The sequence below is a fragment of the Sorangium sp. So ce327 genome, from assembly GCF_051530205.1.
Classification (GTDB): Bacteria; Myxococcota_A; Polyangia; order Polyangiales; family Polyangiaceae; genus Sorangium; species Sorangium cellulosum_B.
Genome location: NZ_CP150330.1, coordinates 2,954,386 through 2,972,506, shown reverse-complemented (window position 1 = coordinate 2,972,506; position 18,121 = coordinate 2,954,386). Strand labels below are relative to the sequence as shown.

The window sequence follows — 18,121 nt, the reverse complement described above, 5'->3', positions numbered from 1 at the left end:
ATAGCGGGGTGCAGGTTCGTGGGATATGGGCGCAGCCGCCAGGCACGCAAGCGAGGCGTACGCCGGTCAGCGCCCCTCGGCCCCCCGCCCTGGCTTCCGCCGGCGGTAGAGCCCGATGACCAGCGCCAGCACGGCGGCGCCCAGCCCGGCGACGGCGATGAGCCGCGCCGTCGTGCTCCACCGGCCGAACGGCCACCGGCTGGCCTGTCCCGCGCTGTCCGCCTCGCCGCCCGCGCGGGGGAGCGGGACGAGCGCGCGGCGGGCCGCCGCCGCCTCGGCGAGCGCGCGGCGGACGCCGGCGGCGTCGAGCGAGGCGCCCGCCGGGATCAGGGCGCGCAGCGCGGAGCGCGCCCTGAAGAACGGGGCGCCGTCGCTGCTCCACGCGGCGGGCGCGCTGTCGAGCGCCTCGTCGAGCGCGGCCGGGATCACCTCCTTGACGATCGCGTCCACCGCGCCGGGCGACGCCGACCTCGCGAGCGCGATGTAGCCGGCGTCCTGGATCCCGCGGCGAAGGCTCTTCAGGCGCATCGAGGGGAGCACGCCGGGAAAGCCGATGGATCGGGAGGAGAACGCGCCCCGCTGCGTCCCGGGATAGAGCAGCATGCCGTCGCCGAGGCACGCGTCGCCGTCGCGGTTGTGGAAGTTCTCGGCGACCGTGAACGGGTCGATGGGCCCTTTGCCGCCGCGGTTGCCGTCGTGCCAGAACGCCGTCTCCCACAGGAACCAGCGGTCCACCTCGTGGGAGGCGGCAATCCAGCCGTCGGCCATGAGCCCGGTGAGCGGCGCGTCGATCATGAACGTGCCGGTCCGCGGCAGCGCGCCGTTGTACACCCAGAGCCGCTGGCCCGCCTCGCGCGCAGCCCGCGCCCACGTGGAGTCGAAGCGGTTCGCCGGCGTGAGCACGAGGTCGACGTCCTGCTCCACCGGAGGGACCTCGCCGCACGAGTGCCCCACGAGGACGCGCGACGACACGCGCGAGCCGCGGATCAGCCGGCGCCAGCCGGGCCCGCGGGGGCTCTCGCACTGCTCGTCGATCGCATAGAGCATCACGTCGTCGACCGCCGGCGGGAGGAGGTCCGCGACCGCCTCGACGCGGTGGAGGGTCGCTTCCGCCGGATCGCCGAAGCCGCCATAGGCGCCGAGCGCCACCGCCCCGGGCGGCACGCCCGCGCCAGGCCCCCGGTAGCCGCGCGCCTCCGTGAAGAGCGAGCCGTCGATCGCCGCGCGCAGCCGCTCGACCTCGGCGGGGCTCCGGACCGACGCGAAGCCGTCGACGTGGTGCTCGTGGAGCAGCTGCCAGAGCTGCTGCTCGACGGCGGGCCCGTCGCCGACCCGCTCGGCGACGCGATCGGCCTCGTAGAACGCGATGAAGTCGACAGCGCCGTACGGCAGCGTCGCCGGGGCGACGTCGAGCTTCAGCTCGAGCGACGCGAGCTCGCCGTGCGACGCCGATCCGACCACCACCCTTCCCTCGTAAGCGCCGGGGAGGGCGCCCTCCGGGACGTGGAGATCGATCCAGACCGCCCGGGTCTCGCGGGCGCCGACCTCGAGCGGGTACGGCGCCCAGGGGGGCGCGAGCTCGACCGGGATGAGCGCGTCGGGGAGGAACCCGAGGTGAACGTCGTCGGGCGGCCGCGCCGCAGGGCTCCACCCGAGCGACTCCCGGGGGCGCTGCTCGTTGCGCGAGCGCTGCGTGATCTCGACGTAGTGCTCGACGAAGCGGCGGATCGAGATCGTCTCCGCGGGCGCGGCGCCCTGCCCCTGCGCGGGCTGCTGCGGCGCCGGCGGCGCCTTGGCCGGCGCGCCCGGGCCGGCCGCGGGGCCGAGCGCGGAGAGCTCGACCGTGACGCCGCGCACGGGCTCGGCGCCGGACTCGACGACGACCTGGAAGGCGACGACCTCCGCGCGGAGCGCGCCGAGCCGGATCGGCTCGCCGGGCCGGAAGACCGCGTTTCCTTCGCCGCGCGAGAGCGGCAGGCCGACGTCCTCCCGGCGGACGCGCGTGCCGTCGTCGGCCACCCAGACGCGCGCGCGCTCGGGCTGCCCCTCGCCGGCGGCCGCCGGAGCGAGCGCGCCGCACGCCAGGGCGGAGAGCAGCGCGGCGGGGAGGTGCGGGAAGGATCGCGGCATGTCGCTCGGCTCTCCGAGAAGGAGCGACCGCCAGGATCGGCCGCCGTTCCATCCTAGGGGCGCCGCGCCCGCTCCCTCAAGCGCAGCGTGGCCAGCGGCGCGCCGGTTGACAGGCCGGCGGGGCTCGGGCGATCTCGCGCCGTGGATCTGACCAGAGCGGCACTCCTCGCCGGCGGCGCCGCCGTGGCCGGCGCCATCAACGCGGTGGCCGGGGGCGGCACGCTTGTGTCGTTCCCCGCGGCGATCGCGGCGGGGCTGCCCCCGCTCGCGGCGAACGCGACGAACGCCGTGGCGCTCACGCCGGCGTCGCTCGCGTCGGCGTGGGCGTATCGCCGCGAGCTCTCCCGGGACTACCGGGTCCTCCGCGTCCTGTTCCTGCCCTCGCTGCTCGGCGGCGTCGTGGGCTCGGCGCTCCTGCTCGTGACGCCGCAGCGCGTGTTCGACGCCGCGGTGCCGGGGCTCGTGCTCGTCGCGACGCTGCTCCTGCTCTGGCAGAACCTGCGCCCGGCGAAGCCCTCCGCGAACGGCGGCGCTGCGGATCCCGGCGCGGAGCGCTTCGCGCTGCCCTCCCGGCCGTGGCTCGTGTTCCTGCTCCAGTTCCTCGTGAGCGTGTACGGCGGCTACTTCGGCGCGGGCATCGGCATCATGATGCTCGCGCTGCTCTCCTCGTTCGCGGGCGACGTGGACATCCACCGGCTGAACGGGATCAAGACGGTGCTCGCGAGCCTGATCAACGGCGTGGCGGCGCTCGCGTTCCTGTTCGCGGGCGCGGTCGACGCGGTCGCCACGCCGATCATGATGGCGGCGGCGGTGGTCGGCTCGCTCGCCGGCGCCGTGGTCGCCCGCCGCATCGAGCCCAGGAAGGTGCGGTGGTTCGTCGTCGCGCTCGGCCTCACGCTCACGGCCAAGCTCGCGTGGAACCAGTTCGGCAGCTAGCTCGGCGGCTAGCTCGGCGGCTCGCCCGGAACGCTACGCGACCCGCGGCGCCTCGAGGCTCATCATGAAATGGGAGGCGGGCATCCTGAGGGTGTCGCCGACGAAGCGCTCTTCGATCCGGGCGAAGGACCGGTCGGCGAGCCGCCGGAACGCCTGCGGGGTGCGGATGTAGTCGCCGCGATCGTTCTTCGCGATGAGCCGCGCCAGCGACGACTGGCCCTCCCAGAAGGCGGTGTCGAGCGTGATCACGCGGCCCGAGGGGCGGATCGAGCGCGCGACCAGCGAGAGCAGCGAGCTCGCCACCTCGTCGTCCACGTGGTGCAGGAGGCCCAGCATCAGGACCCGGTCGAAGGGGGCCAGCGCGCGCGCGTGCAGCTCGCCGAACGGCTCGTCGTAGAACCTGGCCCGATCCCCGTGGCGCGCGCGGGCCGCCGCGATGTGGCGGCGGTCGGTGTCGAACCCGTGGTAGTCGACCGCCGGCAGGCGATCGAAGTAGTACGCAGGGCCGCAGCCGATATCGAGCACGCGATCGCCGGGGCGCAGATCGAGCGCCTCGAGGCACGCGCGCCGGGCCAGGTCGGCCCCGACGAGGCGCTGGGAGAGGACGTACAGGGCGGCATGGCCGCGATCGAGCAGGTGGGAGGAGAGCGCCATGAAAGGGCGGCGAGCCTAGCTCGCGCCCGGCGGCGAGGGTAGCCCCTGCGGCCTCACGTCCTCGGCCGGATTTTCCTCGAACGCCTGGCTGAGCGGCGCGCCCTCCACCGCGAGCGCGATCGCGCCGAGCAGCACCACGAGCCCGACCTGCAGCGAGTAGGTCGAGAAGACGAGCGCCGAGCCGGGGCCCATCACGACCTCCGGCGCGAGGTAGAGCGAGAGCCCCGCATAGACCGCCATCTGGAACGTGCCGAAATACCCCGGCGCGTTCGGGAGGAGGACGCCGAGGTGGAGCACGCCGACGAGGACGGCCGCCCGCGGGAAGTCGATGGGCAGAAGGCCGCACCCGAAGGCCACGACCTGCATCGCCCACACGTTCAGGAGGAAGTACCCCGCCGTCGCCAGGAGGAACGGGGCCGTGTACCGGAGCCGGGGCAGGAAGCCGAGGCCCGAGGCGACCCGCTCCACGGCGTCGGCCAGGCGGCCCGCGAGCTTCGGCGAGACGAGCCCGACCACGCGCTCGGTCGCGCGCCGCGCCCAGGCCCTGCGGAAATAGAAGACGCCGATCGCGACGAACGCCGCGCCGAAGACGGCGAGCGCCAGGTAGGCGGCGCGCGGGACGGCGGCGGCGGGGACCGCGAGATCGCCGATCCGATCCGGGAGCGGCTCGCGGGGGCGCGCGAGCGCGAGCCCGGCGAGGAGCAGCGCGCTGAGGAACAGGCCGTCGATGATCCGCTCGGCGGCCACCGTGCCCGCCGCCGCCCACGCGGACAGGCCGCGGCGGCGGATGAGCAGCGGGCGCACCGCCTCCCCGGTGCGGAACGGCATCAGCACGAGCGCGCCATAACCAATGAAGGAGACGGCGACGACGCGCCGGAGCGGCACGGGCTCGATGGGCGCGAGCAACCACGTCCAGCGGTGGGATCGAAGGTAGAGCGCGGCGACATAGAGCGCGCCGTGCAGCGCCAGCGCCCACCACGAAACGCCCGCGAACGCGGCCCTGTCCGGCACGACGGGCAGCCCCCCGACGCGCAGCACCCACGCGCAGCCGAGCGCGACGAGGAGCGACGCCGCGATCGCGAGGCGATGCCTTTGCAGGCTCCGGGACCGGAAGAGGCCTCGCAGCGACGCCGGCTTCGCCATGCTCATGCGGCCGCGTCTACCACGGCCCCGCTGCCCGAGGTAGCGAAGCACCATCGCGCACGGTTCGCGCCGTGTAAGTTCTTTCGTTCTGATCTATCCTCCGGCGCCCCATGGAACCCATGAAGGTCGTCCTGCTCGCCGGAGGCTTCGGAAGCCGGCTCGCCGAGCACACCGAGGCTCGCCCGAAGCCGATGATCGAGATCGGCCCGTATCCGATCCTCTGGCACATCATGCAGATCTACGCGGACCACGGGTTCAACGATTTCGTCGTGGCCTGTGGCTACAAGGGCGAGGTCATCAAGGATTACTTCCACAACTTCTACGTTCGCAGCGCGGACTACGTGGTGAATCTGCGAGACGGCGCCCAGCGCTTCGTCCGGAGCGCCGCGCCGGACTGGACCGTGGCCCTCGTGGACACCGGGCTCAACACGATGACGGGCGGCCGGCTCCGGCGGCTCGACGCGTGGCTCGACGGCCCGCGCTTCATGTGCACCTACGGCGACGGCGTGGGCGACGTGGATATCCGCCGCCTCGTCGAGTTCCACAAGTCCCACGGCAAGCTCGCGACGGTCACGGCCGTCCGCCCGCCGGCGCGCTTCGGCGGGCTCTCTCTCGAGGGCAACCTCGTCCGCGAGTTCTCGGAGAAGCCCCAGTCCGGCGAGGGCTGGATCAACGGCGGCTTCTTCGTGTTCGAGCGGCGCGCGCTCGAGTACATGACCGACGACACCACCGTGCTCGAGCGCGAGCCGCTCGAGCGGCTCGCCTCGGAGGGCCAGCTCGCGGCGTACCGGCACGACGGCTTCTGGCAGCCGATGGACACGCTGCGGGAGAAGCGGCTCCTCGAGTCGCTGTGGGAGTCCGGCAAGGCGCCGTGGAAGACCTGGGCATGACCGGTCGCGGCGCCTCGTTCTTCGCCGGGCGCGCGGTGCTCGTCACCGGGCACACGGGCTTCAAGGGCAGCTGGCTCTCGCGCTGGCTGACGCTCATGGGCGCGCGCGTGGTGGGCTTCTCGCTGCCGCCGGAGGGGCGGCCGAACCTGTTCGAGCTCGCGGGCATCGCGGGCGACGTCACGTCCGTGACCGGCGACGTGCGGGATCTGCCGGCGCTGCTCTCCGTGGTCGAGGAGCACCGGCCGGAGATCGTGCTGCACCTCGCGGCCCAGCCGCTCGTCCGGCGCTCGTACCGCGAGCCCGCGGAGACGTTCGCGACCAACGTGATGGGGACGGTGAACGTGCTCGAGGCGTGCCGGCGCGTGGGCTCCGCGCGCGCCATCGTCGTCGTGACCTCGGACAAGTGTTACGAAAACCGCGAGTGGGTCTGGGGCTACCGCGAGGACGAGCCCATGGGCGGGCACGACCCGTACAGCAGCAGCAAGGGCTGCGCCGAGCTCGTCACGGCGGCCTACCGGCGCTCGTTCTTCTCCGGCAGCGGCGCGGCGGTGGCGTCCGCGCGGGCGGGGAACGTCATCGGCGGGGGCGACTTCTCCGAGGATCGGCTGGTGCCCGACATCGTGCGCGGCGTCGCCGCCGGGGAGCCGATCGTCATCCGCAACCCGCTCGCGACCCGGCCCTGGCAGCACGTGCTCGAGCCGCTCGGGGGCTACCTCCTGCTCGCGCGGCGGCTGTGCGAGGCGCCCGCGGCCCACGAGGGCGGGTGGAACTTCGGGCCGCGCGACGGCGACACGTGCGCGGTCGGCGGCGTCGCCGAGCGGCTCATCCAGCAGCTCGGGCGCGGCGAGCTCAGGCTCGTGCCGCCCGAGCACCGCTCCGGCCCGCACGAGGCGCAGCTGCTGCACCTCGACATCAGCAAGGCGCGCGCCCGGCTCGGCTGGACGCCGCGGCTCACGCTCGACGAGACCGTCGCGCTGACGGCGCGCTGGTACCGCGCGTACCTCGACGACCCCGCGTCGAGCCGCGCCGAGCTCGACGCGCAGATCCGCGCGTACGGGGTCGATTTCGCATGAGCGCCGGGCTCGGTGCGGTCCTCGTCACCGGCGCCACGGGGTTCATCGGCGCGGCGCTGGCGGCGCGGCTCGCGGCGACGGGCGCGCGGACGGCGTGCATCGTCCGCGCGGAGAGCCCCCGCCGGGCGCGGCTCGCGGACATCGCCGGGGTGGAGGTCCTGCCCGTCGCGTCGTTCTCGACGCCGGAGCTCGCGCGGGCCGTCGCGGCGATCCGGCCCGAGGTGGTCTTTCACCTGGCCGCGTCCGGGGTGAGCCCGAGCGAGCGGGATCCGGAGCTCGTTGTGGACGGGAACGTGGGGTTGACGACGCGCCTGCTCGCGGCGCTCGCGGAGATCGAGCCGCACCGGCCGGCGCGCTTCCTCCACGCGGGCTCGTGCTCCGAGTACGCCCCGGCCCAGGAGCCCGCGCGCCTCCGCGAGGATCACCCGCTCGATCCGGCGTGCGTCTACGGCGCGGCCAAGGCGGCCGCCTACCTCTGCGGCAAGGCCGTCGCGGCGCGGCTCCGGATCCCCTTCGTCGCGCTGCGGCTCTTCGGCGTCTACGGCCCGGGCGAGGGCCCCTCGCGCCTCATCCCTCACCTCATCGCGCGCTTCCGGGCGGGCGAGGCGCCGGCCCTGACGCCGGGCGCGCAGGCGCGCGACCTGACCTACGTCGACGACGTGGTCGAGGCGCTGATCGCCGCCGCGACGTCGAGAGGCCTCGAGTCCGGCCGCGCGTACAACGTGTGCTCGGGCGCGCCGGTGCGCGTCCGCGAGGTGGCCGAGCGCGTCGCGCGCGCGGCTGGCTGGCCCGGCGACGACCTGGGCCTCGGGCGCCTCCCCTACCGGGACGGCGAGCCCATGTGGATCGTCGGTGATCCATCCCACTTCGCGGAGGCGACCGGGTGGCGGCCCCGGATCGCGCTCGACGAGGGGGTGCGGCGCATGATCGAGGCCGCCGATGCGGAGAGGGCGCCGTGAGCGACGCGGAGAGCGGGCGCAGGCTGATCTCGATCGTCGTGCCGGTCTACAACGAGGAGCGCAACGTGGCCCCGCTGTACGAGGCGGTCGCCGCGGTGATGCGCCGCATCGCGGATCGGTACGACTTCGAGCTCGTCTTCACCGACAACCGGAGCACCGACGGGACCTTCGACGAGCTCGTGAAGCTGGCGGCGCGGGACGAGCGGGTCCGCGTCTTCCGCTTCTCTCGCAACTTCGGCTTCCAGCGCTCCATCTACACGGGGTACATGAAGGCGCGCGGAGACGCGGCCGTGCAGATCGACTGCGACCTGCAGGACCCGCCGGAGCTCATCCTCGATTTCGTGAAGGAATGGGAGGCGGGCGCCCAGGTGGTTTACGGGATCCGCCGCAGCCGCAAGGAGGGTTATCGGATCACCCTGCTCCGGCGGGTGTTCTACCGCCTGATCGATTTCCTCAGCGAGGATCACCTGCCCCACGACGCGGGCGACTTCCGGCTGGTGGATCGCCGGGTGCTCGAGGTGCTGCGCCAGGTCGACGACACGAAGCCCTACCTGCGCGGGATGCTGGCCACGCTCGGGTTCAAGCAGACGGGCATCGCCTACGATCGGGCCGCGCGGGAGCGGGGCGAGAGCAAGTTCCGGATGAAGGATCTCGTCGGGCTGGCGCTCGACGGCATCCTCAGCCACTCGACCGTGCCGCTCCGGGTCGCGACCTACACGGGGCTCGTGGTCTCGGCGCTGACGCTCCTCGCGATCGCGGGCTACGCCGTCGGCAGGGTCATCTATGGCGCGGACTGGCCTGCGGGCTTCGCGACGACGACGCTGCTCATCCTGCTCTCGCTGAGCATCAACGCCCTGTTCCTGGGGGTCATCGGCGAGTACGTGGGCCGCATCTACCAGCAGGTGCGCAGGCGCCCGCTCACGATCATCGACCAGAGCGTGGACCGGGCGCCGCCGCGCGAGGCGGGCGCGGCGCCCCAGGCCGAGATCCGCTATTCGCGGACGTCGAGCACGGTGAACCCGCTGTTGGAATAGACGGTCTTGTAGCGGTCTATCGCCTTGTTCTGGCCGCGGCGCAAGACGACGTAATCCACGCCATAACGCTCCCGCAGCGTCCGGACGCGGGCCTCGTCGAGGCTGTCATAGCCGTCCAGATCCTTCTGGCCGCGGACCTTGCGCCCGGTGACGGCCTCGAGCCGGCGGAGCCACTCGAGCACGTCGGCCGGGACGATGGGGTTCGACTTCCAGTCGACGACGATCGGCCGCTGCCCGTGGAAGCGCATCTTCTCGCTCTCCGGCGGCGTCAGGAAGATCGCGTCGACAGGGGTGCTTGCCTGCATCCAGGCGTACAGGGCGCGCTCGTCGGCGCGCAGGCCGGAGAGGACGCTGGAGTGCCGGCGGATCTCCTTGAGCTTCGGCACGAGAAAGACGAGCAGGACGGCGAGCGCGCCGGCGAGCCCCACGAGCGCGCCGCCGCGCTGCCAGAGCGCGCGGGCGCGCGCGAGGCCGGGTTCGGGCGCGAAGCGCCGGGCGGACTCCGAGGCGAGCCGGGACAGCGCGGCGGCGGCCACGACGCCGACGGCCAGCGCCGGGACACGCGCGGACTTCTCGACGCTGCCGTACAGGGCGAGGACCCCGAGGCCGCCGACGATCAGGGCCATCGCGGTGACGCCGTAGCGACGCCCGGCGGAGGGCTCCAGGAGGACGCGCACCGCTCCCGCGCACCCCAGCGCCGTGAGGAGCAGCTCCGCGTGCGGGGCGACGCGCCACGCGAAGAGCTGCGTGACGGGGCGCAGCCCCGCGAGGGCCGAGAGGCCGACGCACGTCCAGATCACGAGGACGAGCGCGAGGATCAGGGTGACCAGCCTCGCCGCAGGGCTCTTGCGGTTCCTTGTGAGCGGCAGGGCCGCGCCCAGCCCGAGCAGGTGCCACGCGATGAAGCCGAAAAACTCGCGCTCGCGGCCCTGGATGACGAAATGATGAGGGGCCCGGATGGTGGTGTAGATCTCCTGCGCGAGCCTCGCGTCCTTCGCCCCGGCGGTGGCGAGGATCATCGGCGCAAAGAGCGCGAGGACGGCGAGCGGCGGCAGGAGCTGCCGCGAGGCGCGGTGAAAGAGCTCTCTCCGGTCGCGCACGCCGAGCCCGAGGTGCGCGAGCGCGTAGGCGCCGAAGAAGAGGATCAGGTAGTTGGCGTGGAAGAGGCCGCTCGCAGCGAGCGCGATGCCGGAGGCGAGCCACTGGCCCCGCACGAAGAGGGGCACCGAGATCAAGAACGCCGCGGAGCCCAGCGACGAGGGCTGGAGGATGAAATCGAAGACGTAGGTATCGCAGGGACCCCAGGTGCGCGTGAGCGTGGCGAACGCGACGAGCAGGAGGAAGCTGGGCAGCGCGTGGCGGCGATCGACGAGGGCGCGCAGCAGGAAGTAGACGGCTGTCGTGCCGACGCCGATGACCACGGTCTGGGCGATGCCGACGCCCCACCCCTTCTCATTGAGCGCGAGGAGCCCGGCAGCCAGGTACTTGAACGCGGGGTGATAGTGGGTCGTGCTGGTCGCAAACCAGTCCCGCGCGAGGATGTCGGGGTGCACGAGCCGCAGCGACCCGAGCATGTACACGACCTGATTGTTGACGCCGCAATTCCACCCGAACGAGGCCCCGAACAGCAGCGATACCACCGCCGCCAGCGTGACCTCAGCGCGATCCCAGATGCGTTCCAGCACGGACATGGCGGCGCGAGACTACCGCGCGGCCGAGCGCACCGCCAAGGGGCAGCTCGCTCGCTCGCGCGGCGTATCCGCCGGCGCCTTCGTCGGCCTCGTCTGGCTGGTCTGCTTCGTCTGCCTGGTCTGCTTCGTCTGCTTCGTCAGATTGCGGGCGGCGACGTGACGACGGCCCGGCCCGGCCTCGGACCCACGAGCACCGGATAGAGGGCGCCCGCGAGCACGCCGCCGGCGAGCGGGGCGAGCCAGAAGAGCCAGAGCTGAGACAGCGCCCCTCCGCCGACGAACAGGGCAGGACCGGTGGAGCGCGCCGGGTTCACCGACATGTTCGTGACCGGGATCCCGATGAGGTGAACCAGCGTGAGCGCGAGCCCGATGGCGATCGGCGCGAACCCGCGCGGCGCGCCGTGATCGGTCGCGCCGAGGACCACCATCACGAAGCCGAACGTGAGGACGATCTCGGTCAGGAGGCTCGCGAAGAGCGAGTATCCGCCGGGCGAGCGCCCGCCATAGCCGTTCGACGCGAAGCCCGCGTGCACGGCGAACCCGGCGGCGCCGCTGGCGATCGCATAGAGGATCCCGGCGGCGACGATGGCGCCGGCGATCTGGGCGAGGACGTACGGCAGGAGGTCCCGCGCGGGGAAGCGCCCGCCCGCGATCAGGCCGAGCGTCACGGCGGGGTTGAAGTGCGCGCCCGAGATGTGGCCCACCGCGTAGGCCATCGTCAGGACGGAGAGCCCGAACGCGAGCGCCACGCCGAGGAAGCCGATCCCCAGCCTGGGATACGCCGCGGAGAGCACGGCGCTCCCGCAGCCGCCGAGCACGAGCCAGAACGTTCCGAGAAACTCTGCGGCCGTACGCCTGGACAACGACATCTCCATCTCTTCATCTCCCCCTGCGGCAGGCCCCTCGGCGCGGATCGACGCGCGGCAGCGGCCGCGCCCGACCGTGGAGCCATCCCGACGGCTGGCGCAGGCCGTACGGTCGACCGGCGGGCACCCCGCCGAGGCGACGCTCCGCCAGCCCTTCGTCGACATTGGATGAGCCCCGGCCCGCCGCGTTGCGGTCGGACCGCTCCGGATCGGTTCACCTGATCGAGAGCGCCTCCCCGGCGGCGGCCGGACGGGCCGCGCGGCCCAGAGGCCATGAGGCCCCCGCCGGCGGCGCCTTCGGGAGCCTCGCGCCGCGGACCATCGCCGCGGCGACCTCGCGAGATCGGAGCGCCTTACAGGCCGACGAGCTGCGGCGGGCAGCTGTACGCGTTGCCCATGTGGGTGACGTCGGTCTGCTGGCCAGAGATGCTGTCTCGGTCGCCGGAGAGGGTGGTCCCTGCGTTCGTGTTCTCCAGGACCACGTAGTTGCCGCCCAGGTCATGGGCCTTGTTCTTCATGTCGTTGACCGCGCCCTCCTGCAGGTTCGCATTGCTGGTGAACGCTCCAGACACGGAGCCGCCCTGCTCGCCGATCACCGTCCCCAGGAACCGGCACCCCTGCGGGGCCGACTGCTTGGTGACGATGACCTTCTCGGCGCCGGGGTTGAGCCCGACGGCGGCACACGCGGGGAGGGTCAGGCAACACAGGAGGAGAGCAAACGCACCGTGGATCGATGTCTTCATGGCAAGCACCTTGTGTCGATTGCTACGTGCGCGCGCGAGCGCTTCTTCCTCGCTGGACCGCCGGGCCGGCAGGATTCCGACAGGCCTCGTCCTCGGTCGGCCTTGTGTCGTTCTCCCGCGTGACGTCGCGGTACGAGCGCGCCTCACCGGTGGTCGTTCTTCCGCAGCCGGTACGCCCGCGCGTCCCACAGCGAGAACGCCCGCTCGCCGCTCGCGAGGACGTCGAACCCGTGGCGGGCCCCGAGCCGCGCGACGTCGGCCGCGTCGCGCGCGGGGTCGCCGCGGTACGAGTAGCCGAGGACGACGAGCTCCCCGCCCGGCCGCAGCGCCCGGCGCGCCTCCGCGACGAGCCGATCCACGACCTCCGCGCCCGCGGCGACGGCGTACGGGAACGAGTCGACCGCGTACACGAGATCGAAGCGGGCCGACGGAGCGTCGCCCAGATCGACGCCCGACGAGACCGCGAGCACGACGTTCGAGCGCCCCGCGCAGCGACGCCGCGCGGCCTCGATCATGCGCGGCGAGACGTCGAGCCCCCACGCCTCGCGCACCCTCGGCGCGAGCGCCGCCTCGAAGCGGCCGATCCCGCAGCCGATCTGCAGGATCGCGCGGTCTTCCCCGATCGCGCCCCACCGCTCGAGGAGCTCGACCACCTCCCGCGTCGCGCGCTCGAGGATCTCCGGATCGCCGAGCGAGTACGCGGCGACGCTCGCCTCCTCGGAGCGCTCGCAGAGCTCGTCGAACAGCCGCGCGGCGGAGTGGCAGGCCCCCCGCGCGTCCTCCCCGGCGAGGCGCGCGTCCCGGTGCGCGCCCAGCATCGCCGCCACGGTCGCGCACGCGGCGCGCCGCTCGTCCAGGCAGCGGCGCAGCGCCTCGAGGCGCGCCGCCCGCTCCCCCGCCGCCGGCCGCGCGGCGTGCGCGGCGTCGATCGCGCGCGCCGCGGCCGCGAGGTCCCCCGCGGCGCCGAGCAGCCGCACCAGGCCGACCTCCGGCGACGCCTCGCCGGACATCACGGCCTGCACCGCGCCCTCGCCCTCGCCCTCCCCGACCTCTCGCCCGGGCCCGCGCGCGCCCCGGCGCCGCAGCCGCCGGCGGAACGTCCAGTGGTCGACGGCGCCCCAGTCGTACTTGTACGGCTCGCGGCCGCGGAGGAAGTCCACGGTCCGCGCGCCCTCGCGCGCCGCGTGCTCGATCGCGCTGGCGAGCATCACGAGCCCCGGGCTGTACCACGCGAGCTCCGGATCGAAGCCGGTGATGTACGACGCGAGCCCGCCGCGCTCGGCGAACCCGTAGAGCGACGCGATGATCCGCCCGTCGAGCCGCAGGCCGAAGAGCCGCAGCGCGCCCCGCGCGCACAGCGCGCGCGCGGCCTCGCGGTGGAACGGCCGGAGCGCCTCGTCGAGCACGCCCCCCTCGCCGCGCGAGCGCCAGCGCGCCTTGTGGTTCGCGAACAGCGCGTCGAGCAGCTCGTCCACGCTCGCCGCGTCGGCCACGTCGAGGCGCAGGTCCCCGGCCCGCGCGAGCCGCTTCCGCGCGCGGGCGACGCGCGCGCGCATCCCCGGCGGAAACAGCTCGTCCGGCGCGGCGCCCTCGGGGATCATCACCGCCGGACACGCCTCGTGCTTCTCGACCTCGTCCGACCAGCCGGGGGGCGCCTCGGCGAGGAGCAGCGGCGACGACGCGCGCAGGTCGTGGAGATCGGCGACGTCCCACGCGCCGGCGCGCTCTTCGAGGCAAGCGAGCGCCGCGCCCGCGACCGCGCGCTCGTAGCCGGACGCGGCCAGGACATCGTTGTAATCGGTGATCCCGGCGCCGAGCAGCGCGACGACGCGCTCGTCGCCGATGCGGTGAACCGCGAGGGGCGCGAGGCCGACGAGCCCCTCGTCCGACCGGAAGACCAGGGCGAGCACCTCCTCGGGCCCGAGCGCGCGGCACCACGGGATCAGCCACTCCGGCCGCTGGAACGCCGTCGCCGCCGGGCAGCGCTGCCACAGCGCGCTCCACGGCTCCCGCAGCGCCTCGAGCTCCTCGCGGCGGCTCAGCACCTCTACGTCGAGTCGTTCGCTCACCTGCCCTCCGAGCGGCGGGCTCGGCGCTCCTCGGCGCTCCTCGGCGCGCATCGGTCCTCGTCGAGCGCGCGCGGTCGCTCACCGGGCTCCCCTCCCCTGCCGGCGCCGTATCCTCGCAGAGGCGCGCGACCACGCAACCGGCGTGCGCTACCTCGGAGAGGGCTCTGGAGAGCTCGCGCCTGCCGGCCCGTCGCCTCTGGCCGCTGGTTGCCGAGCTTGCCAGCCTCCGCCGGCTCAGGCGAGGACGGCGCGTCCCGGCCGGTGTATCCTCCCGCGGGAGATCCTCAGACCATGCGAAATTTTGACCGGATCACCGCGCACCCTGGCCGCATGAACGGGCAGCCGTGCATCAGGGACCTCCGCCTGACGGTGAAGCGGGTGCTGGAAGTGCTGAGATCATCGAACAGGCCCGGCAATCGAAGTCAGCCTTTCGCGCGCGCCACGGCGAAGATCAGGTGACGTTGCAGCCGGATCCCCTCCGGCGCGCGGCGGCGCTCGAGCTCGGCCGCGAGCGCTGCCTTGACCCGCGCGGCCTCCGCCCGATCGAGGTTGGACAGGAAGTTGCCGAACGAGCTGGCCAGGTAGAACGCGATCACATCGTCCGTGTCCGCGAAATGGTCCGTGAAGCTGCGGATCTGGAGCCTCGGATCCTCGAAGCCGGCCAGCAGGAGGGTGCTGGTCAGGTCGTCCGAGGTCACCTTGTAGGTCGTGCTGCCGAGCGTCTCCGCGGTGCCGGTCAGGCCGAGAGACGACAGCACACCCTCGATCACCCGCTCGAACTCGTGCGGGCGCTCCCTGGCGGCCGAGCTGATGCCGAGGCGCCCTCCCCGCCTGAGCACCCGGCGCGCCTCGCGCAGCGGGCCGAGCTTCTCGGGCAGCCAGTGGAGCACGCTGTTCAGGAACACGACATCGAAGCTCCCGGCGGCGAACTGTGAGAGATCCTCGGCCTGGCCGACGCTGGCGCGGAAGTTCGGCCGGCGCTTCCCGTTCGCCAGCTCGACCCGGAGCGGCAGCGGATCGACGCCGGCCACCGCGCCGGAGGCGCCGACCCGATCGGCGACGTAAGCCCCGAGCCGGCCCGTCCCACACCCGACGTCGAGGACCCGCTCGCCCGGGGAAATCTGGAGATCTTCGACGAGCAGCTTTCCGTGGTTGAACTGCCGATCGCTGACGCGATCGTACGTCTCGGCCAGGACAGCTGAATCGAGCGAAAGGCTGACCATCATGGCTCCTTGGGAGAGGAGGTGGAGATCGGCGAAAGACGGGTCCGACTGGAGGGTCTCTCCCGAGCACCACGCGTCTGTTATCGAGGACAATAGTCCGCCATAACGGACCGAGCAAGCGCGATCTCGACGGCTGCGCGCGATGGCGGCGATGCGCCCGAGGCGCGCGGTCCCGGGGGTGGCGCGCCGGCCGTGACGCCGCGGTGATAGCGGCCGTGCTGGCCGGGTTTCGCCGTCGGGAGCGGGCGTGGTAGCGTTCGCGCCTGCTCTCGAACCACGAGGAGTCGCTCATGAGCTGGATCGACCAGTACCGCGCCTTGGCTCGCTACAACCGGTGGATGAACGACAAGCTCTTTGCGCTGGTCGGCAAGCTCGACGACGCGGAGCGCAAGCGCGATCGCGGGGCCTTCTTCCGGTCGATCCACGGCACGTTGAACCATATCCTGCTCGCCGACCGCACGTGGATGGGGCGCTTCACCGGCGGCGCGGAGCGGTTCACCTCCCGCGATCCGAGCGGGAAGGCCATCGAGATCACCGCGCTCTCGCAGGAGCTCTACGCGGACTTCGGCGATCTCTCCCGCGAGCGCGCCAGGACGGACGCAGACATCCTCGCCTGGGTGCACGAGATCGATGACCGGGCGCTCGCGGGCGACCTGACGTACACGCGGAGCGGGACGGTCTACACCTCTCCGCTCTGGTGGTCCCTGGGGCACCTCTTCAATCATCAGACCCATCACCGCGGTCAGGTGACCACCCTGCTCACACAGATGGGAATCGACCCTGGCGCGACCGATCTGATCGCGATGCTGCGGGACGAGAGCCGCGCGTCATGACGCGCGCACGCGCGCCTCGCCCCGCGGCGAGCGCGGCTGTCCGGTGGTCCGATAGCACCTTCGGCAGGCGGGCGAGGCCAACCCGGGATCACCGGGCGGCGCGCCGCCGCCCGTCCTGTCGCGCCTGGCTCGCCGCCCTGACCTCGACGAGCGGATTGCGCGCCTCGGCGGCGCGCAGCCGCTCGAAGCGCTCGATCCGCGCGCGGTTGCCGCTCTGCCGCAGCGTCCGCGCGAGCACAACGCTCTTGGCGAGCCGGATGAACCGCAGGCGGTGGGCCGAGTCCACGTCCTCGACGTCTCTCCTGCCCGCCCGGGGCCCGAACTCGCGATCGTAGGCGGCCCGGAGGCGGTGCTCTCCATGGAGGCCCAGCGCGTCCGAGAGCCCCTCGAGCGCGGCCCGCTCCGCCGGGGTCGACCACGAGAGGACCCTGGAATAGGGCGTCGCCATGGTCTCGTGATCGGGCTTGTTGACGAAGCGGCGCAGGAACACATCGGACGTCGCGACCGGCACATCGCCCGTCTCCTGGTGGAGGAGGGCGTACGCGAACGCCTCGTTCATGCCCACGAGCTGGTTCCGGTCGTAATCGGCGCCGTCGACGCGCTTCCCGAGGCGATCGACGCCCGAGAGGGCTGCAAAGAAGAAGCTGCTGAAATCGGTGTAATCCGCCTCGTCGATCTCGGGCGTGCAGCCCGACGCCGGGCGGTCCCGGGTCGCCGCGAAGAAGCCGACGATGTCGCGCTCGACCAGCTCGCCGTCGGGCCTGCCGCCCTCGAAGAGGAGGTTCGCGAACGAGCCGGAGTAGCACTGGGCCATGACGAGGACGACGGGAGTGCCGGCGGGCAGCTCCTTCATGCGGGCAGCGAGGTCGCGCACGGACAGCGCTCCGCCGCCCCAGAGGTCGAATACGTTGTTGTCGAGATCGTTCCCGGGATCCGGGCTCCCATGGCCGGCGAAATACAGCAGCAACGGGTCGGCGGGGCGCGCGTGGACGAACCTGCGCCAGATCGCGTCGAACCCGGGGCGTGTGGTCGCCCCGTCGATGCGCGGCAGCCTGGGCGCGCGGTAGCGGGTCTGGTCGCCGTCGAGGAACTGCACGCTCCGCGTGCCCCGGCGCCCGTCGGCGAAGAGGACGCGCCGCTCCGCCCTGGCCGGGAGCAGCGACTGGAAGTACCGGATGTGCCCTTCGATGGCCACCTGGTTCATGGGCGGCCTCGGGCCGCCACCCACGACGAGCGCGCGCCAGGCCGCGGGCTCGGGAGAAGCCGCGGCAGGCAGGGCAGGCGGGGCGGGCGAAGCCGGGGGCGCCTGCGGGGCGGCCGGCGCGGGCAAGAGGGCCTGCGGGGCGGCCGGCGCAGGGCGCGGCGGGCGCCCCGGCGAGGGGGAAGGCGCACGGCGCGGCGGGCGCACTGGCGAGGCCGCCGGCGCAAGGCGCGGCGGGTGGACCTGCGGGGCGGCCGGCGCGGGGCGCGTCGGCCGCGCGCCCGCCGTCGCGGCGGTCGCCGTGGCGACGGCGATCACAGCGACCCGGAGGAGCAGATGGTGCGCGGCGGTCACGTCCTCGGCCTCGGCAGCGCGCGCATCGCGGCGCTCGATTCTAGGTAGCACGACCGGCTCCCCCGCGTCGACACGCGCTCTCTCGATCTCTCGGCCGCCCAACCGGGTTGGCCCGGCCCACGTGGGTACCATCGAGCGCGAGCTACACTGGGGACGCCTGGTTCCGTGGCGAGCGCCACCGGGGTGCCCTCACGGCGTACACGTGTGCCTCCATGAGGGCGCCGCGCGTCGCGTGTCGGTCTGTTTCTGTTAGTTAGGCAGTCTATCTGTCAGCACTCAAGCAGGCAGTCTTTCGGCCTGTCTGCTTCAGATTCAAGCGGCT

At 73.2% G+C, this 18,121-nt stretch carries 16 protein-coding genes and 1 pseudogene; 8 read left to right on the top strand and 9 right to left on the bottom strand.

Annotated features, from left to right (window positions below; genetic code table 11):
• Positions 1–66: 66 nt before the first annotated feature.
• Complete coding sequence (locus tag WME95_RS11355) at positions 67–2,130, bottom strand: hypothetical protein (protein ID WP_437908403.1); 2,064 nt, start codon at positions 2,128–2,130, stop codon at positions 67–69.
• 141 nt (positions 2,131–2,271) lie between these two features.
• Here WME95_RS11355 and WME95_RS11350 point away from each other — a divergent pair, with 141 nt between their 5' ends.
• Positions 2,272–3,066, top strand: a complete 795-nt coding sequence (locus WME95_RS11350; RefSeq protein WP_437908402.1) for a sulfite exporter TauE/SafE family protein — start codon at positions 2,272–2,274, stop codon at positions 3,064–3,066.
• A gap of 33 nt (positions 3,067–3,099) precedes the next feature.
• On the opposite strand, the gene WME95_RS11345 is transcribed toward WME95_RS11350, so the two are convergent.
• Both WME95_RS11345 and WME95_RS11340 read right to left on the bottom strand, forming a co-directional pair.
• A complete protein-coding gene (locus WME95_RS11345) occupies positions 3,100–3,720 on the bottom strand; it encodes an SAM-dependent methyltransferase (RefSeq protein ID WP_437908401.1) in 621 nt (206 codons plus the stop codon).
• Positions 3,721–3,735: 15 nt separating this feature from the next.
• Positions 3,736–4,869: a lysylphosphatidylglycerol synthase transmembrane domain-containing protein gene (locus WME95_RS11340; RefSeq protein WP_437908400.1), complete on the bottom strand. Its 1,134-nt coding sequence runs from the start codon at positions 4,867–4,869 to the stop codon at positions 3,736–3,738.
• A 113-nt stretch (positions 4,870–4,982) separates the two neighbouring features.
• Between WME95_RS11340 and rfbF the strand changes: the two genes are divergently transcribed.
• From rfbF to WME95_RS11320, 4 genes are read left to right on the top strand one after another with little or no spacing between them, the layout of a single operon-like run.
• Positions 4,983–5,753 (top strand): glucose-1-phosphate cytidylyltransferase, encoded by a 771-nt coding sequence (rfbF, locus tag WME95_RS11335; protein WP_437719520.1) that lies wholly within the window; start codon positions 4,983–4,985, stop codon positions 5,751–5,753.
• Positions 5,750–6,826, top strand: a complete 1,077-nt coding sequence (rfbG, locus tag WME95_RS11330; protein ID WP_437908399.1) for a CDP-glucose 4,6-dehydratase — start codon at positions 5,750–5,752, stop codon at positions 6,824–6,826. The genes rfbF and rfbG overlap by 4 nt, the downstream gene beginning before the upstream one ends.
• Entirely contained in the window at positions 6,823–7,785 is a 963-nt protein-coding gene (locus tag WME95_RS11325) for an NAD-dependent epimerase/dehydratase family protein (protein WP_437908398.1), read from the top strand. Before rfbG ends, WME95_RS11325 begins: the two co-directional genes overlap by 4 nt.
• Entirely contained in the window at positions 7,782–8,819 is a 1,038-nt protein-coding gene (locus tag WME95_RS11320) for a glycosyltransferase family 2 protein (RefSeq protein ID WP_437908397.1), read from the top strand. Before WME95_RS11325 ends, WME95_RS11320 begins: the two co-directional genes overlap by 4 nt.
• On the opposite strand, the gene WME95_RS11315 is transcribed toward WME95_RS11320, so the two are convergent.
• Positions 8,777–10,510: a DUF6798 domain-containing protein gene (locus tag WME95_RS11315; protein WP_437908396.1), complete on the bottom strand. Its 1,734-nt coding sequence runs from the start codon at positions 10,508–10,510 to the stop codon at positions 8,777–8,779. The two genes, WME95_RS11320 and WME95_RS11315, sit on opposite strands and share 43 nt — an antisense overlap.
• Between WME95_RS11315 and WME95_RS11310 the strand changes: the two genes are divergently transcribed.
• Positions 10,509–10,670 carry a hypothetical protein gene (locus tag WME95_RS11310; protein WP_437908395.1) on the top strand — a complete coding sequence of 54 codons (162 nt, stop codon included), beginning with the start codon at positions 10,509–10,511 and terminating at the stop codon, positions 10,668–10,670. The two genes, WME95_RS11315 and WME95_RS11310, sit on opposite strands and share 2 nt — an antisense overlap.
• Here the strand turns inward: WME95_RS11310 and aqpZ are convergent.
• From aqpZ to WME95_RS11295, 3 genes are all read right to left on the bottom strand, one after another.
• Complete coding sequence (aqpZ, locus tag WME95_RS11305; RefSeq protein ID WP_437908394.1) at positions 10,648–11,379, bottom strand: aquaporin Z; 732 nt, start codon at positions 11,377–11,379, stop codon at positions 10,648–10,650. The genes WME95_RS11310 and aqpZ overlap by 23 nt on opposite strands.
• Positions 11,380–11,729: 350 nt before the next feature.
• Positions 11,730–12,119, bottom strand: coding sequence for a DUF4156 domain-containing protein (locus tag WME95_RS11300; RefSeq protein ID WP_437908393.1), 390 nt, complete (start codon positions 12,117–12,119; stop codon positions 11,730–11,732).
• A 143-nt stretch (positions 12,120–12,262) separates the two neighbouring features.
• Positions 12,263–14,188, bottom strand: a complete 1,926-nt coding sequence (locus WME95_RS11295; protein ID WP_437908392.1) for a GNAT family N-acetyltransferase — start codon at positions 14,186–14,188, stop codon at positions 12,263–12,265.
• Between the two features lie 291 nt (positions 14,189–14,479).
• Here WME95_RS11295 and WME95_RS11290 point away from each other — a divergent pair.
• Positions 14,480–14,581 (top strand): annotated as a pseudogene (locus tag WME95_RS11290) (DUF433 domain-containing protein); the annotation flags it as partial.
• 29 nt (positions 14,582–14,610) lie between these two features.
• On the opposite strand, the gene WME95_RS11285 reads toward WME95_RS11290, so the two are convergent.
• A complete protein-coding gene (locus WME95_RS11285) occupies positions 14,611–15,414 on the bottom strand; it encodes a class I SAM-dependent methyltransferase (RefSeq protein ID WP_437908391.1) in 804 nt (267 codons plus the stop codon).
• 287 nt (positions 15,415–15,701) lie between these two features.
• Between WME95_RS11285 and WME95_RS11280 the strand changes: the two genes are divergently transcribed.
• The gene (locus WME95_RS11280; protein WP_437908390.1) at positions 15,702–16,244 is read left to right on the top strand and encodes a DinB family protein; all 543 of its coding nucleotides are present in this window, start codon (positions 15,702–15,704) and stop codon (positions 16,242–16,244) included.
• 88 nt (positions 16,245–16,332) lie between these two features.
• Here the strand turns inward: WME95_RS11280 and WME95_RS11275 are convergent, their stop codons facing one another.
• Positions 16,333–17,850, bottom strand: coding sequence for a hypothetical protein (locus WME95_RS11275; protein WP_437908389.1), 1,518 nt, complete (start codon positions 17,848–17,850; stop codon positions 16,333–16,335).
• Between the last annotated feature and the right edge of the window lie 271 nt (positions 17,851–18,121).

Coding starts and splice junctions, on each gene's coding strand:
- WME95_RS11340 (WP_437908400.1), bottom strand. CDS start 4,869: ATGAGCATGGCGAAGCCGGCGTCGCTGCGAGGCCTCTTCCGGTCCCGG.
- WME95_RS11280 (WP_437908390.1), top strand. CDS start 15,702: ATGAGCTGGATCGACCAGTACCGCGCCTTGGCTCGCTACAACCGGTGG.
- WME95_RS11355 (WP_437908403.1), bottom strand. CDS start 2,130: ATGCCGCGATCCTTCCCGCACCTCCCCGCCGCGCTGCTCTCCGCCCTG.
- WME95_RS11345 (WP_437908401.1), bottom strand. CDS start 3,720: ATGGCGCTCTCCTCCCACCTGCTCGATCGCGGCCATGCCGCCCTGTAC.
- WME95_RS11325 (WP_437908398.1), top strand. CDS start 6,823: ATGAGCGCCGGGCTCGGTGCGGTCCTCGTCACCGGCGCCACGGGGTTC.
- WME95_RS11300 (WP_437908393.1), bottom strand. CDS start 12,119: ATGAAGACATCGATCCACGGTGCGTTTGCTCTCCTCCTGTGTTGCCTG.
- rfbG (WP_437908399.1), top strand. CDS start 5,750: ATGACCGGTCGCGGCGCCTCGTTCTTCGCCGGGCGCGCGGTGCTCGTC.
- rfbF (WP_437719520.1), top strand. CDS start 4,983: ATGAAGGTCGTCCTGCTCGCCGGAGGCTTCGGAAGCCGGCTCGCCGAG.
- aqpZ (WP_437908394.1), bottom strand. CDS start 11,379: ATGTCGTTGTCCAGGCGTACGGCCGCAGAGTTTCTCGGAACGTTCTGG.
- WME95_RS11310 (WP_437908395.1), top strand. CDS start 10,509: ATGGCGGCGCGAGACTACCGCGCGGCCGAGCGCACCGCCAAGGGGCAG.
- WME95_RS11285 (WP_437908391.1), bottom strand. CDS start 15,414: ATGATGGTCAGCCTTTCGCTCGATTCAGCTGTCCTGGCCGAGACGTAC.
- WME95_RS11315 (WP_437908396.1), bottom strand. CDS start 10,510: ATGTCCGTGCTGGAACGCATCTGGGATCGCGCTGAGGTCACGCTGGCG.